At 60.5% G+C, this 13,995-nt stretch carries 13 protein-coding genes; 4 read left to right on the top strand and 9 right to left on the bottom strand.

Annotated elements, in window-relative coordinates:
• Position 1: 1 nt before the first annotated feature.
• Positions 2-3,280 carry a transcription-repair coupling factor gene (gene mfd / locus WJU23_RS20475; RefSeq protein ID WP_346334484.1) on the bottom strand — a complete coding sequence of 1,093 codons (3,279 nt, stop codon included), beginning with the start codon at positions 3,278-3,280 and terminating at the stop codon, positions 2-4.
• Between the two features lie 231 nt (positions 3,281-3,511).
• On the opposite strand from mfd, the gene WJU23_RS20470 reads away from it, so the two are divergent.
• Complete coding sequence (locus tag WJU23_RS20470) at positions 3,512-3,853, top strand: DUF4282 domain-containing protein (RefSeq protein ID WP_346334483.1); 342 nt, start codon at positions 3,512-3,514, stop codon at positions 3,851-3,853.
• A gap of 251 nt (positions 3,854-4,104) precedes the next feature.
• On the top strand, positions 4,105-5,208 hold the full coding sequence (locus WJU23_RS20465; RefSeq protein WP_346334594.1) for a DNA alkylation repair protein: 1,104 nt from the start codon (positions 4,105-4,107) through the stop codon (positions 5,206-5,208).
• Between the two features lie 105 nt (positions 5,209-5,313).
• Here the strand turns inward: WJU23_RS20465 and WJU23_RS20460 are convergent, their stop codons facing one another.
• Positions 5,314-6,141: a PHB depolymerase family esterase gene (locus WJU23_RS20460; protein WP_346334482.1), complete on the bottom strand. Its 828-nt coding sequence runs from the start codon at positions 6,139-6,141 to the stop codon at positions 5,314-5,316.
• A 120-nt stretch (positions 6,142-6,261) separates the two neighbouring features.
• Here WJU23_RS20460 and lysA point away from each other — a divergent pair, with 120 nt between their 5' ends.
• Positions 6,262-7,554 carry a diaminopimelate decarboxylase gene (gene lysA, locus WJU23_RS20455; RefSeq protein ID WP_346334481.1) on the top strand — a complete coding sequence of 431 codons (1,293 nt, stop codon included), beginning with the start codon at positions 6,262-6,264 and terminating at the stop codon, positions 7,552-7,554.
• Between the two features lie 22 nt (positions 7,555-7,576).
• Here the strand turns inward: lysA and WJU23_RS20450 are convergent, their stop codons facing one another.
• The gene (locus WJU23_RS20450) at positions 7,577-8,539 is read right to left on the bottom strand and encodes a hypothetical protein (protein ID WP_346334480.1); all 963 of its coding nucleotides are present in this window, start codon (positions 8,537-8,539) and stop codon (positions 7,577-7,579) included.
• A gap of 102 nt (positions 8,540-8,641) precedes the next feature.
• On the opposite strand from WJU23_RS20450, the gene WJU23_RS20445 reads away from it, so the two are divergent.
• On the top strand, positions 8,642-10,228 hold the full coding sequence (locus tag WJU23_RS20445; protein WP_346334479.1) for an NAD(P)/FAD-dependent oxidoreductase: 1,587 nt from the start codon (positions 8,642-8,644) through the stop codon (positions 10,226-10,228).
• Between the two features lie 200 nt (positions 10,229-10,428).
• Here the strand turns inward: WJU23_RS20445 and WJU23_RS20440 are convergent, their stop codons facing one another.
• The 6 genes from WJU23_RS20440 to WJU23_RS20415 form a co-directional block, all read right to left on the bottom strand.
• Positions 10,429-11,073 carry a hypothetical protein gene (locus WJU23_RS20440; RefSeq protein WP_346334478.1) on the bottom strand — a complete coding sequence of 215 codons (645 nt, stop codon included), beginning with the start codon at positions 11,071-11,073 and terminating at the stop codon, positions 10,429-10,431.
• 66 nt (positions 11,074-11,139) lie between these two features.
• Complete coding sequence (locus WJU23_RS20435) at positions 11,140-11,514, bottom strand: hypothetical protein (RefSeq protein WP_346334477.1); 375 nt, start codon at positions 11,512-11,514, stop codon at positions 11,140-11,142.
• Positions 11,511-11,804, bottom strand: coding sequence for a hypothetical protein (locus WJU23_RS20430; protein ID WP_346334476.1), 294 nt, complete (start codon positions 11,802-11,804; stop codon positions 11,511-11,513). The genes WJU23_RS20435 and WJU23_RS20430 overlap by 4 nt, the downstream gene beginning before the upstream one ends.
• Positions 11,801-12,397, bottom strand: coding sequence for an RNA polymerase sigma factor (locus WJU23_RS20425; RefSeq protein ID WP_346334475.1), 597 nt, complete (start codon positions 12,395-12,397; stop codon positions 11,801-11,803). The genes WJU23_RS20430 and WJU23_RS20425 overlap by 4 nt, the downstream gene beginning before the upstream one ends.
• Before the next feature lie 75 nt (positions 12,398-12,472).
• Positions 12,473-13,471 (bottom strand): kelch repeat-containing protein, encoded by a 999-nt coding sequence (locus tag WJU23_RS20420; protein WP_346334474.1) that lies wholly within the window; start codon positions 13,469-13,471, stop codon positions 12,473-12,475.
• Positions 13,407-13,988, bottom strand: coding sequence for a hypothetical protein (locus tag WJU23_RS20415; protein WP_346334473.1), 582 nt, complete (start codon positions 13,986-13,988; stop codon positions 13,407-13,409). Before WJU23_RS20415 ends, WJU23_RS20420 begins: the two co-directional genes overlap by 65 nt.
• Between the last annotated feature and the right edge of the window lie 7 nt (positions 13,989-13,995).

Here is a 13,995-nt window from a genome sequence, read left to right as displayed (position 1 = left end):
ATCACAAACTCCGCAGCATCACCAGCGCCTCCGCCAGTTGCCGGTGTCCTGTCCGCTCCATCAGCCTCGGAAATTTCCCATCCGGCATCACCATCTTGCCATTGCGTGTCAGCATCAGCTTGCGGTCCTTGATTTCCACATCGCTGATCCCCGCATGCGCAGCAGCCAGACGGATTGCCGCACATGTCAGCAGATTTGTTACCGCATGAGGCAGCTTGTCGCCAAACTGGTCGCGCCACTGGTTCTCCAGTTCATCCAGCTCCTTCCGCGTCATCACCTCACCAAGCTGGCGGTAGGCCGTGATCCGCGTCCGAGTATCTTCAATGAACGTGCCCGGTAAAAACGCCGGTGTCGCCCCCTCCACCGCCTGCACCATCAGCGCTTCTGTCTGTACCAGAAAATCCGCCCGCAGCGCCACCTCGATCGGCCTCGCCACGCGCCGCCCCTGCATCTTGTTCACTGCCTGCTTCAGCATCTGGCAGTACATGTCAAATCCCACCGCTGCGATGTGCCCGCTCTGCTCCGTGCCCAGCAGGTTCCCAGCTCCACGAATCTCCAGATCCCGCAGCGCGATCTTGAACCCGCTGCCCAGACCCGCGTACTGCTTGATTGCATTAACTCGCTTGCGCGCATCCCCCGCCGTCACCGCATCGCGTGGCAGCAGCAGATACGCATGCGCCTGCTGCCCGCCGCGTCCCACACGTCCACGCAGCTGATACAGGTCCGCCAGGCCAAACCGGTCTGCCCGGTCAATGATGATCGTGTTTGCGTTCGGGATGTCCACCCCACTCTCGATGATCGTCGTGCACACCAGCACATCCGCGCGTCCGTCCACAAAGGTGTGCATCACATCCTCCAGCAGTTCCTCGTCCATCTGCCCATGACCGATGATCACCTTTGCTCGTGGGCACAGCTCGCGGATGCGCTGCGCCACCTTCTCGATCGTCATCACCCGGTTGTGCAAAAAGAAAATCTGCCCGCCCCGGTCCAGCTCCATGTCCACCGCCTGTTTGATGACCCGCTCATCATACGGACAGATCATCGTCTGGACAGCCTGTTTGTTAGGCGGTGGCGTCTCGATGGTGCTCATGTCCCGCATCCCCATCAGCGCCAGATACAGCGTCCTCGGGATCGGCGTGGCGCTCAGCGTCAGCACATCCACAAAGCGGAACATCTCCTTGAACCGCTCCTTGTGCTTCACGCCGAAGCGCTGCTCTTCATCAATCACCACCAGCCCCAGGTCTTTGAACCGCACATCCTTGGAGATCACCCTGTGCGTCCCCACCACGATGTCCACATTCCCCTCACGTACCCCCTGGATGATCTTCTTCTCATGCTTCTTCGGCGTCAGCCGGCACAGCATCTCCACCGTCACGGGAAACTCGCTCATCCGCTCACGAATGTTCACCCAGTGCTGCCGCGCCAGCACCGTTGTCGGCACCAGGATCGCCACCTGCTTGCCTCCCATCACCGCCTTGAATGCCGCCCGGATCGCCACCTCCGTTTTGCCAAACCCCACATCCGCACACAGCAGCCGGTCCATCGCCTTGGGCGATTCCATGTCCGCTTTGATGTCCTCCACACAGCGCAACTGGTCCGGCGTCTCGCGATAAAGAAATGAGTTCTCAAACTCCACCTGCCACTTCGTATCCGGTTCAAAGGCATAGCCCGTCACGCTCTGGCGCTCCGCGCTGATGGTCAGCATCTTCGCCGCAAATTCCTCCACACTTTTCTCCGCGCTCTTCCGCGTCTTTTGCCATGCCGCGCCACCCAGCTTGCTCAGGGCAGGGGCTTTCCCGCCGACGCCCACATACCGCGTCACCATGTGCGCTTGAGCCACCGGCACAAAAAACTTCGCCTGGTCCGCATAGTGCAGCACCAGCACCTCCTCACGCCTTCCTCCGGGCGCAATGCGCGTGCTCACTCCCCCATACTTCGCTACCCCGTGGTCAGCATGCACCACCAGGTCTCCATCGCGCAGCTCACGCAAAACATCCCGCGCCTTCCGCAGCGTCTCCGGGTCATCCAGCTTGGATCCCCGCACCCGCCGCGTGTGCTGGTGCCGGCCAAAGATCTCCGCCCCCGTCAGCACCGCCAGCTTCGCCGCAGGCACCGTGAATCCACGATACAGCAGGCCTAACATACTTTCCGGCGGCTCCATCTCCAGCGTCCCGGACAGCTCCGCAAACCGCTCCCGCTCCGCCTCATTGTGGAAAAACACCACCGTCCGCCACCCCATCCCCTGCCATTCCTTCACTTGCATTTGAAACTGCTTCCGCCGCGCCTCATGCAGCACAAAGTCCGACGCATCAAAGACCCCCAGCGGATTCTCATGAATCGCCGTCCCATAGTCCTCCACCAGCTCCCCCGGCGCTGCATTTTCCACAATGCGTACCTGGCACGGCCGTGACTCATCACCGCCCACCACCAGCACCACATCCTCCGGCAGCAGATAGTCCGCCACCTTCCCCTCATCCGCCGCCGCCTCGCTGATCTGCAAGATGATTCCCGCCCGCTCCATGCGGCGGATGGACGCCTGGTGATGAATGTCAAAGGCCCGGATGGATTCGATTTCGTCATCGAAAAACTCCAGCCTCAGCGGCTCCTCCGCCTGCCAGGAAAAAAAGTCCACAATGCCCCCGCGCCGCGCAAACTGCCCGCGCTCCATCACCACCGGCACCCGCTCATATCCCGCCCCGTCCAGCTCCTCCAGGAAAGCCTCCACATCCACCTTCGCCCCCACCTCCAGGGTCCGCCGCTGGTTCTCGATCTCCCTCGCCGCAGGCACCGTCTCCTCCAGGCTCTCCGCACACAGCACCAGCGCCAGCGGACAGTCCGGCCCATGCTCCCGCCACCGGCTCAGCACAGACACCCGCTCCGCCACGCTCTCCGGGTCCGGCAGCGCCTCCACATCCAGCGCACTGTGCCGGGGAAAATACAGCGCCGGGCAGCCCCACACCATCAGTTCCGAGTGCAGCGCATCCTGCGTCTTCACATTCGGGCACAGCACCCACAGCCGCCGTCCGGGCATTGCCGTAGCTACATGGCCCATCACCATCGCCACCGCAAAGCCCCACGCCTCTCGGGTCACATGGTCCAGCACCACCTCACTCTTCCCGCCCAGCCCCTTCAGCTTCTTGGCGAACACTCCCGTCTGTAGCACCTCCTCCACCAGCCCATGCACCTCCCCCCTTTCCCCCTTGGCAGCAAGAGGGACAGGTTTGCGTTTTTTCGGCACCGCCTTGCGCGCCACTTTTTTTACCGGACCGGGATCAGACACAAAAAATCAGAGAGATAACAAACGCCCCTCCCCACCAACAAGCCGCACAAACCCCACCCGTCAAAGCCCATAAACACTCCTCCGCCCTTCGCCTCCCCTCAGTTAGAAACAAAAGAAAAAATCTTTCTGCCCCAAAATCTTTTTACCCTCTTAATCCACTCCGAACACTGAAAACTGCAAACCGAACACTGTCTCCGAACAAATCCCCACCCCATCCCCGTTACCTCTCCCATGAGCGTGCCCCCACCAGAAAAACTCCCTCCGGGCCACATCCCCACGGCGACCTCCATCTGGACGGAGGGCCGCGCCATCATGGACCTCGTCCTGGACTTCTCCTTCCAGCGCTTCGTCACCCCGCGTCTCATCCGCATCCTTTACGCGCTCAGCCTCGTCGCCGCCACCCTCGCCGCCCTCGGCTGGATGGCCAGCGGCTTCAGCGTCGGCCTCTTTTACGGCCTGTTCACCTTGCTCACCGGCCCCATCGCCTTCGTCATCTACGTTCTCACCGCCCGCGTCCTCATGGAGCTCATCCTCGCTATCTTCCAGATCGCCGAAAACATCCGCAAAGACTGAGCCCATGGAGCGCCGACGATCCGTCGGCATAAAAACAAGAGAGACACCTGCTCTCAGGGTTCACCGTTTTCTGTCATTCGTCATTTTCCTCCCTCTCTCCTGACACACCGTTGTCAGTCCCCTTTGGCAGAGTGCGGGCAGCCATGCTCTCCTACCTCATCTTCAGCCCCCGCACCCACCACCTTCCCACGCCAGTCTCCGCTCCCATCCTTCCCACCCCGGCACCCTCCTTGCCCCCCGCTCCAAGCCCCATGCCAGACCCCGATCCCGCCCCCTCCCTCAAAGACTGGTTCGATGCCCCCCGCCTCCGTCACATCGCCCATGAGGTCGCCGCTCTCCACCCCGCTTTCGACTCCAAGCACTTCCTCCGGCTCGCCCTCGCGGACCTCGATTCACTCTCCCTTATGCAGCGCCTCCGCCGCACCACGGAGAGCCTCCACGCCACCCTACCCGCCAGTTACCCCGCCGCGCTTAAAATCCTCCGCGCCCTCGCCCCCCGCATCAATCACAACTTCGTCGGCCTCGTCCTCCCGGATTACGTCGCTCAATACGGCCTCCAGCACTTTGACCTCTCCCTCGCCGCGCTCAAGTTTTTCACCCCCTTCAGCTCCGCCGAGTTCGCCATCCGTCCCTTCCTCCGCCAGGACCTTCCCCGCACCCTCTCCGTCATGGAGACCTGGTCCCGCGATGAAAACGACCACGTTCGCCGCCTCGCCAGTGAGGGATGCCGCCCCCGCCTCCCCTGGTCCTTCCGGCTCGATGCCCTCATCGCCGATCCCTCCCCTGTCCTTCCCATTTTGGAGAACCTCCGCGCCGACCCGAGCCTCTACGTCCGCAAATCCGTCGCCAACCACCTCAACGACATCACCAAAGACCACCCCGCCTGGGTGCTCGATCTCCTCCAGGGATGGCCCCTCGCCGCCAGCCCCCACACCACCTGGATCGCCCGGCATGCCCTCCGCACCCTCATCAAAAAGGGCGATTCCACCGCCCTCACCCTCATCGGCGCCAGCGGCAAAGCCGAGGTCAAAATCCCCCGCTTCACCATCACGCCTGACAACATTCAGTTAGGTCAAAAAATCACCCTCACCCTTCACCTCCAGTCTGCCTCCTCCGCCTCCCAGCGCCTCGTCGTGGACTACGCCCTCCACTACGTCAAAAAAAGCGGCAGCACCTCCGCCAAAGTCTTCAAATGGAAAGAGCTCACCCTCGCCTCTGGCGAGACTGTCACCCTCACCCGCCAGCAGACCCTCAAAGACTTTACCACCCGCCTCCACCACCCCGGCCATCACGCCGTGGATCTCCTCATCAACGGCCAAAACATGGCCCAAAGCGCCTTCCACCTCGCCAAGTAACTTCGAGCACCGACGATAACATGGAGCTCCGACGACCCGTCGGCATGCAGGAGCCTCAATCTCAGGAACCTTTAAAAACCACTAATATCTTTCCTCCCTCCCCCTTCACTTCCCGGTGTCCAAAAACCGGATCACCTTCTCCAGCCATTTGGCATCGGGGGCACCGTGGCCCTGGCCGGGGATTTGGAAAAGCTTGGCTCCTTGAAACTGGTTGGCCTTAAAACCCTGCTCATACACGGCCAGGGTATTGTCCAGGTTCGAGTCCTTGTCGCCGGTGATGAGGGCAAAGCGGTTGTGCTGCTGGGCGATCACGGCGATCTCCGGGTGGGGGAAATAACGCATGTCGTAGATCTCCCCGTCCTTCCCCTCGGTGGCGCGGAAAAAATTCACCCCCATGAAGCAGGCTGCGCCGGTGAACATGTCGGCATAGGCCACCCCGATCATTGAGGCCACCCGTGCGCCGCCGGAGTGGCCGCTGACATACACCCGGTCCGGGTTCACTTTATACATCTGGCGCAGGTGGTGGTTGGCCTCCACGGCCAGGCGTATGCGGTCCGGCGTCTCCCGGCTGTTGCCGGAATTCACCGCGCCGATGAAGATCAGCTTCTCATCCGCCAGCACCTTTTCCCATTCCGGGTTCAGGTTGGGTTTGTTGCCCGGGCTGATCCAGATGAAAAGCCCGTGCGGATCGCTGTCTTTGTAGCCTTTGGGCACCAGAATCTCGAAGGTCTCCCGGCTCAGATCATACGGCCTGGGCACATCCGGATACGACAGGCGCATCTTGTACTGCTCATCACTGTTCTGCGGGATGGAGCCCTGGAAGGTGATGGTGCTGCGCACCCCCGGTTTGATATCCGCAGCGGTGGCAGGGGCCGCAGCCAGGGAACAGGGCAGGGTGGCTAGAAAGGGGAGAAGCAGAAAAAGACAGCGCATGACCTCATCACAACGGATGAAGCGGCAGAATCCAAGGAAGAAGTTTCAGCAGATACTCCGCACGCGGCATGCGGGAGCGGTTGCGCATGTCACATTTCCGCCTATCTACCCGGCCCGCATATGCACAGCTTCCGTTATACTCAGGGCGAGTTGTTCGCCGAAAATGTCTCCCTTCAATCCCTGGCTGAAAAGCACGGCACGCCCCTGTACGTGTATTCCAAGGCCACGGTCACCGACCACTTCACCCGCCTGGATGCGGCCCTGGCCCCCCTGGACCACCTCATCTGCTATGCGGTGAAGGCCAATTCCAACCTCTCCATCCTCAGCACCATCGCCAAACTGGGCGGCGGTTTTGACATCGTCTCTGCAGGCGAGCTTTACCGCGTCATCAAGGCCGGTGGCGATCCCCGCAAGTGCACCTTCGCCGGTGTGGGCAAGACCCGCGACGAGATCGTCTATGCCTTGGAGCAGGGCATCTATTGCATCAATGCCGAGTCCGAGGCGGAGCTGCGCTACATCAACCAGGTGGCCGGAGAGATCGGTAAAAAGGCCCCGGTGGCCGTGCGCGTAAACCCGAATGTGGATGCGAAAACGCACGCCAAAATCACCACGGGCAAGAGCGAGAACAAATTTGGCATCGAGTTTGAAAACATCCTCGAGGTCTATGGCCGCGTGGCCGCCGAGATGCCCAATCTCCAGATCAAGGGTCTGCAGATGCACATCGGCTCGCAGCTGACCAGCGTGGATCCGTTTGTGGAGGCGGTGAAGAAAGTCGTGCCCCTGGTCCAGGAAGTGAAGGACAAGCACGGCATCCAGTTTTTCAGCATCGGCGGCGGCATCGGCATCAATTACAAGCAGAGCCTGGAATCTGGTGATGCCTCCTGGTGGCAGCAAAACAGCGAGGTCCATCCGCTCACCGTCCAGGCTTATGCCGAGGCGGTGGTGCCCCACCTGGCCCCTCTGGGCCTGCGCATCCTGTGCGAGCCGGGCCGTTACATGGTCGGCAATGCCGGCGTGATGCTCACCAAGGTGCTTTATGAGAAGCGCGGGGCTGCCAAGACCTTCAAGATCGTGGATGCCGGCATGAACGACCTTATCCGCCCCACTCTGTATGAAGGCTGGCACCTCATCACTCCGGTGAAACAGCCCATCACGGATGAAGTGGAAAAAGTGGACGTCGTCGGCCCCATCTGCGAGACCGGGGACTTCCTGGCGCAGAACCGCGACATCCCTCTGGTGAACGAGGGCGATTACCTCGCCGTTCTCAGCGCGGGAGCTTATGGCTTCACCATGGCCTCCAATTACAACACCCGGCCCATGCCTGCGGAGATCCTTGTGGATGGCGACAAGGCGACGGTGGTGCGCGAGCGCCAGACGCTGGATGATGTGCTGAAGGGCGAGCACATTGCCTGATTCCGCGTTTAGTTTGTTCCCCTTAGCGCTCCTCAGGCTCGTCCTGAGGAGCGCTTTTTTTCACCAAGGATTCAAAGACGAACCACTGGTCCCAGTGCTCGTGGACAAAGCGGTGCATGATGGGCAGCCAGATCTTGCCCAGGTCATCGGCACGCATCTTCGTTTTGCCATCGTAAAAGCACGGGCCGCAGACGATGCGGTACTTCAGCGTGCCCAGACGCTGGAGGATGATGGGATAGCAGGGCACGCGGGAGATTTCCGCCAGGACCAGGGGGCCGCGCGGGATTTTGAAGGTCACGCCTTCATCCTCCATTTCGATGGGGGAGACACCTGTTACCACGCGGTCCCCTTGCACGGCCACGGCCTCGCCGGCCATCAGGATGCGGCACAGCTCCAGGCCCAGGTGGCTGTCCACTTCATTGTAATGCACACGAAGGTGCGGATTTTCCTTTTCCACCCGCTTCAGCTCGGCGGCGCGCAGCTCCTGCAATTCATCGGTTTGCTCCGGCACGCGGACCATGTGGAGGGTGCGGCCAAACTTTTGGGCGAACAGAGTGGCTCCAATGTCGTAATTGCCACTGTGAATGGTGAAAACAAGGACTCCCCCCGGATGCGCGCGCATTTTTTCGAAATGCGCCAGGTCCGGAATGTCCCAGGTCACTTCCCGCTTGAAGTGCATGTGCCACAGGCGGTCCAGATAGGTCAGGGCAAACTGGAGGAAGATCTGGTAGCCTGCAAACCAGCGCCGCACTGGGCCAAAGTCCGGGCGCAGGCCGCGCAGATTTTCCAGCACGGCCCGGCGCTGGGGCCCGGCCAGGCAGTAGATGACCGCCACCACCAAGCTGTTCAGGAGCAGGCAAAGCCAGACCGGCAGGAAACGCAGGATTTTCAACAGCACATTCGTCCAAAATGCTCCATGCAGCCCCGTATTCCGCCGACGTGGCGCTTGCGGTTGGGGCTCTTTGGCGGTTTCTTCGGGCGGCATGGGAAATGGCAGTGGCGTGCCCCCATCGCCCACTTGGCTCCGGCCTGACACTTCTTCTCTGATGGCACCCTTTGCCCCGACCTGCAACCCAGTCATAACATCATGAACGATCCCCACCTGCCCTCGATGCCCAAGGCCGACTACGATGTGATCATCATGGGCGGCGCCTTCAGCGGGGCCTCAGCTGCCCTGCTCTTAAAAAGGGACCATCCGGAGCTGAGGGTGCTGGTGGTGGAGCGCCAGGTGGAATTTAATCGTAAAGTGGGCGAGAGCACCTCGGAGGTGGCCGGCTGTTTCCTAACTCGGGTGCTTCACCTCGGCAGCTACCTGAGCGCCCATCATTATCAAAAGCACGGCCTGCGCATGTGGTTCTGCAACAGTCCGGAGGACAGCGTGGAGGACTGCACGGAGCTGGGCCCCAAGTTCCAGAGCCGTCTGCCCACCTTTCAGCTGGACCGTGCACTGCTGGACGAGCATGTGCTGAAGCTGGCCCGCGAGGCTGGAGCCGACCTCCTGCGCCCGGCCACATTGCGCGAAGTCACCCTGGCGGACGGGGAGGAGAACCACCGCGTCACCGTCGCCATCAGCAAGGAGGAAACGAAGACCTTCACGGCCCGCTGGGTCATTGATGCTTCCGGCAAGGCGGCCCTACTGTCTAAAAAGCTGGGCCTGCACCGTCTCCTGGGGGATGAACACGCCACCTCCTCCCTGTGGTGCCGCTATCGAAACGTCAACAACCTGGACAGCCATGAGAGCCGCACCCGGTATCCGAAGCTGATGATGCGCACCAAGGGTATGCGCGCCACGGCCACCAACCACCTCATGGGCCGCGGCTGGTGGGTCTGGCTTATCCCACTTTCGAACGGCGACTACAGCGCCGGCATCGTCTGGGACCGGAGTGTCTTCACCCTGCCTGAAGGCCCCTCACTGACGGCCAGGCTGCACGCCCACATCCTTCAGCACCCCATTGGCCGCCTGATGTTTGAAAATGCGGAACCCATTGAGGACGACACCTTTTATTACAAGGGCCTGCCCTATTATACGGAGCAGATGGCAGGCAACCGCTGGGCCATGGTCGGCGATGCCGCCGGGTTTATAGACCCTCTTTACAGCCAGGGCCTGGATTACTGCGGGCATACCGTCTTTGCTGTCACCCGGATGATCGGCAAGCAGACCATGGGCGAGGACATCACGGAGACGCTGAACTACCTCAAAGGCGCGTATAAGCGCAGCTACCAGCTCTGGTTTGAATCCCTGTATAAGGGCAAATACGAATACATGGGGGATGCTGAACTGACCCGGATCGCCTTCATCATGGACCTGGGCACTTACTTCGTGGGCCCTGTGCGGCTGGTGTATGATAATCCGGAGTATGAATTCGGCCGGCTGCCGTATGATGGCCCTGCGGGCACCTTTTTTGCCAAATTCATGGCCTTGTATAACCGCCGCCTCAATGCCATGGCCAAGAAACGCCAGGCCAAAGGCACCTATGGAGCCTGGAATACCGGCATGGACCTCACGCTAGGCCAGAGCTACACCCCGGACTTCTCCGCCATGCGGTTCCTGCGTTGGGGCATCCGCTTGTGGCTCACGGCGGAACTGCGAACTCTCTTCGGCCGGGCACCGAAAGAGATGCCGGCCAAAGATGAGATGCCCATGGAAAAGGCGTCTATGCCCACACCCGCTTAGCGGGAGAAACGTGGGCCGGATGTGTTTGGCGCGGGGGATGCCGTTTGTGCCTTGTCGGGCTGCCGACAAGCTATCCGGCTTGTTGTGGGATGGTAACGCAAGGGACTCCGAACGTTCAGAAAACAGCCGGATAGTTTTGCAAAGAGCCTTAGTGACCAGTCGGAGCTGGTTTGTGCAAAACACATCCGCCCTACACCTGCTTAGCGCGAACTTTTCAGCAGTTCCGACAAGGGAACGATATCCTCTTCGGGGATTTCGGGATCGAACTCACCGCGCAGCTTACGTTTTTCTTCTTCGAGTTTTACCTTCTCATTCCTTGAGGAGTTGCGTTTGGATTCCTTCTTCTCCTTGCGGGTGGAAGGGGTCATCTCCAGGAAGGTGGAGGAGGATTTCAGTTCATTGATGCTGGGATACTTCTCCTCCAGGCTGCTCACGAGTTCCGCGGGTATGCCGCGCCAGACTGTGAACAGGCCATTGGAGACGGGCTGGTCAATCCGGACATGGTCCACTACGGTACCGTTGACCATGGTCATGAGGATTTCGCCGGGTCGCAAGCGGGTCACAATATCCAGGGACTGCGTGCCCTTGAAGTCCAGCTTCAGCGCTACGCCATAGGTGCCGTCATCGGCCGGGAATGGATGCACCGCAGAGATGCTCTGGTTGCTGAATTCCGGGATGATTTTGAAGATCATCTCCCGGCCGGCGACCGGGCGGCGGAAGATGGTCTTGGGAGAGTCCATGTCCGTGCCCTGGGAATGCACCGTGATGAGCACCTTGTCCTTTCTCCCGGATTCACAGGCTGGAAGGAGGGCGGCCAGGAGGATGGCGATGAACAGGCGATGCATAGGCCTGTAGGAAACCAGATTGCCTCCAAGTTTGCAACCCAGGAGAAAAGGTATCCGCAGGTGATTTTACTTGGAGATAGATTCAGGCGGCTTGGGGCGGATCTTTTCGAAGGTCTCCTTTTGCTCCGGCTGCAAGTCCGCCTCAATGTCATCGAGTGCCCGATCCAGCACCTCCCAGACCCGGCGAATACCTTCCTGGCGCAGGTCCGACAGTTCCGTGACGGCCTGCTCGGTGTGGTATTCAAAGCGTTTCCGCTGGGCTTCGTTGGGGTTCAACTCATCAAGCTTTTTCATGGCTGCCTGCTTCCAGAAGGTAGGGTCCTCCTTCTTCTTCTGGATGCCTTTGGCCACCAGAATGCCCAGGGTGAAACCGACGCCAGTGCTCAGGAGGATGAGCAGAGTGATCACGCAGCCTGCCTTGGAACGGAGGGATACGGTCATGGCCAGGTGAGGTCGGAAAGGAAGGTGAGCTCCAAAGCGGGCGGCTCCAGGCGGGTGTCGAACCAGTCGGAGAAAGTCAGACTGGCGCTCAGCAGGAAGAGACCGCCAGTGGCCAGCACGGCACGGAGGCCCAAGACGGTGAGCACTTCCTCCCAGGCCTCGTGTGAGGGCTGCCGGGCCAGGGCGAGCACGCGGGTGGCAAAGCCGTGGGGCAGGTCAGCGGCGGGGTCTAGCGGGGCCTGGCGGGCGTTTTGGGACAGCGTCTGCCAGCGGTTATTAAAGTCGGTCATGGGTTGGGAAATTCACTTTTGAGGGTTTGGCGGGCCAGGGCGCGCAGTTTGTGCCGGGCACGCATGGCGCGCATTTTCACCATGGGCCTTGTCCAGCCGGTGAGCTGGGAGATCTCCTGGGTGGAGCGTTCTTCCAGGTCCAGCAGCGTCAGAACGAGGCGGTCGGGCGGGGAGAGCAGGGCCAGGAGCCGGGTGACGAGGGCGTGGGCATCGCTGCCGGATTGGGCGGGAACTTCGGCCTGGCGGTTGAGCAGGTAGTCCAGCCACTCCGTCTCGCCTTCGGAGAAATCGGCGAAGCGCCACTCGGGCCGGGTTTTCTCCGCACGCAGGGCGTCCAGGCAGGTGCGCACAGTGAGTCGGCTGAGCCAGTGCTCGAAGGGGATGCCGCTGCGCTCCCGGTAGGAGTCCAGCTTTTGGAAGAGCTTCACAAAAACCTCCTGCATGAGGTCTTCCTCGCTCTCCCGCCGGGGCAGGTGATTGCGCACGAGCCGCCGCACCAGGGGATGCAGATGGGTGATCAGAGCGTGTGCCGCAGCGGCATCGCCGTCGCGCACGCGCTGGAGACAGTCCTGCACATCGAAAGCATCGGGCATCACGATGGCGGCAGTTTATGGGATGAACCGGACACACTGCGAGAACAACGTGAACCCGGCCACCCCGGTAACGGATTATTTATTCAGCAGGTCCTTTATCGGAATGCGGAAGCAGGCATCCGTACGGGACTTCTGTTTGTCCTCTCCGCCCAGGCAATAGACGTATCCGTCGCAAACGACCAGACCGGCCATGGCCTTGTACGGCAGGGGTTTGGCGGGGCGGTATTCGTCTTTTTGGATATTGTATAAAAAGGCTTCATCGGTGAATCCTTCGGCATCGCTTTTATACCCGCCGGCTAGGTAGATGTGGTCATAAAACCAAACGGCTGACATGCCACGGACCGCAAAAGGGAGGGGTTTCAAAGCATGCCACTGATTGTCCTTCATTGAAAAGGCATGAGCCTCGTTTATGTTTACTACAGCCTCACTTTGGGGATCCCACTTTCCTCCACCGAATACATGGAGCCGTCCCAGGGCGATTGTTGAAGCTGCACAACCAAAGGGTCCGGCAGGATAGTTTGGCAGGCGGGTCACTTCGTGGGTATCCAGATTGATTTTCCAGGTGCTGTTTGAGAAATGCGATGGTTTGCCGGGATCATCGCTGCCGCCGCTGAAAACCATGTGGTTTTTTACAATGCCGCCTGCCGACAAGCTCATGGTGTGAGGCATGTTCGATATAGCTACGTGCTTAATTCCCTTGCCATCCAGAGCTGTCATCAACTCTCTTTGCACAGTGCCGCTGAATCCGCCTGTGAAAAATAAACATGGTGGCTTCTCTGTGGGCAGCTGCCGTGTTCCTGCAACTCCATACGCCACCGGTTGTGGCAGAGTGTACAGTGGTTCCCACTCCATGGCTGCTACATTTAGTCTCCAGACTGTGGAGAGCCAGATTTTGGTTTCACCCCTCCATAATGTGCCCCCAGCTACATAAACCTGGTCGCTGACGGCACCGCAGATAAACCCGCCATTCGGCTCAGGGAGCGGCGGAAGTTTTTCCCAGCCGGTGGCTTTAGCTGACAGGGGAAGCAGGAGGGTCAGGAGGCAGCTTGTGATCAGGATCGGTCGCGCGGTCATAGACATCCATACGGGTCTCAGGGGTTTTCCAATCAGGGCGCAGGCGGACATCGGCTTTTCCGGAGAGTTCGCCCACGGCGCTGGCGGGGCGCAGGTCGGCGGTGCGGCGCATTTCCCACCAGCACTGGCCGCAGTGGTTGTGGGCGTGGTTGATGACGAATCCGGCCTCCTTCATGAGCGGGCCTATCCAGCCGATGCAGTGGTCGCAGTAGTCGGGGTATTGCTCCAGGCTGTTCTGGATGAGGAAGCCTTTGGAAGGGCAGGCGTGCATGTCGATGCGGAAGACGTCTTCCTTGGCCGTGGTGGTCCAGTCGCCGCCTTCCTCGGCCAGGGTGTGGCCCCAATATTCCTTCATGCCTTCGAAGCCCTTGCCGACAATGAGGGCGGTGGCGTGGCGCTGGGAGTCTTCATAAATGGCCTCATGCCAGTAGTCGCGGACGAGGTCGTGCCCGCCCTGCTGCTGCAGCCATGCAAAGGTCCATTCGTAGTGACCGCAGAAGTCGTAGATGCCGATCATGAGGAGG

It is taken from the genome of Prosthecobacter sp. SYSU 5D2, from assembly GCF_039655865.1.
In the GTDB taxonomy this organism is placed as follows: domain Bacteria; phylum Verrucomicrobiota; class Verrucomicrobiia; order Verrucomicrobiales; family Verrucomicrobiaceae; genus Prosthecobacter.
Note: the sequence above shows the minus strand (reverse complement) of the source record. Positions and strands in the feature narration are given on the sequence as shown.

Coding starts and splice junctions, on each gene's coding strand:
- WJU23_RS20460 (WP_346334482.1), bottom strand. CDS start 6,141: ATGCGCTGTCTTTTTCTGCTTCTCCCCTTTCTAGCCACCCTGCCCTGT.
- WJU23_RS20470 (WP_346334483.1), top strand. CDS start 3,512: ATGAGCGTGCCCCCACCAGAAAAACTCCCTCCGGGCCACATCCCCACG.
- WJU23_RS20435 (WP_346334477.1), bottom strand. CDS start 11,514: ATGACCGTATCCCTCCGTTCCAAGGCAGGCTGCGTGATCACTCTGCTC.
- WJU23_RS20430 (WP_346334476.1), bottom strand. CDS start 11,804: ATGACCGACTTTAATAACCGCTGGCAGACGCTGTCCCAAAACGCCCGC.
- WJU23_RS20415 (WP_346334473.1), bottom strand. CDS start 13,988: ATGATCGGCATCTACGACTTCTGCGGTCACTACGAATGGACCTTTGCA.
- lysA (WP_346334481.1), top strand. CDS start 6,262: ATGCACAGCTTCCGTTATACTCAGGGCGAGTTGTTCGCCGAAAATGTC.
- WJU23_RS20465 (WP_346334594.1), top strand. CDS start 4,105: ATGCCAGACCCCGATCCCGCCCCCTCCCTCAAAGACTGGTTCGATGCC.
- WJU23_RS20420 (WP_346334474.1), bottom strand. CDS start 13,471: ATGACCGCGCGACCGATCCTGATCACAAGCTGCCTCCTGACCCTCCTG.
- WJU23_RS20445 (WP_346334479.1), top strand. CDS start 8,642: ATGAACGATCCCCACCTGCCCTCGATGCCCAAGGCCGACTACGATGTG.
- WJU23_RS20450 (WP_346334480.1), bottom strand. CDS start 8,539: ATGCCGCCCGAAGAAACCGCCAAAGAGCCCCAACCGCAAGCGCCACGT.
- WJU23_RS20440 (WP_346334478.1), bottom strand. CDS start 11,073: ATGCATCGCCTGTTCATCGCCATCCTCCTGGCCGCCCTCCTTCCAGCC.
- WJU23_RS20425 (WP_346334475.1), bottom strand. CDS start 12,397: ATGCCCGATGCTTTCGATGTGCAGGACTGTCTCCAGCGCGTGCGCGAC.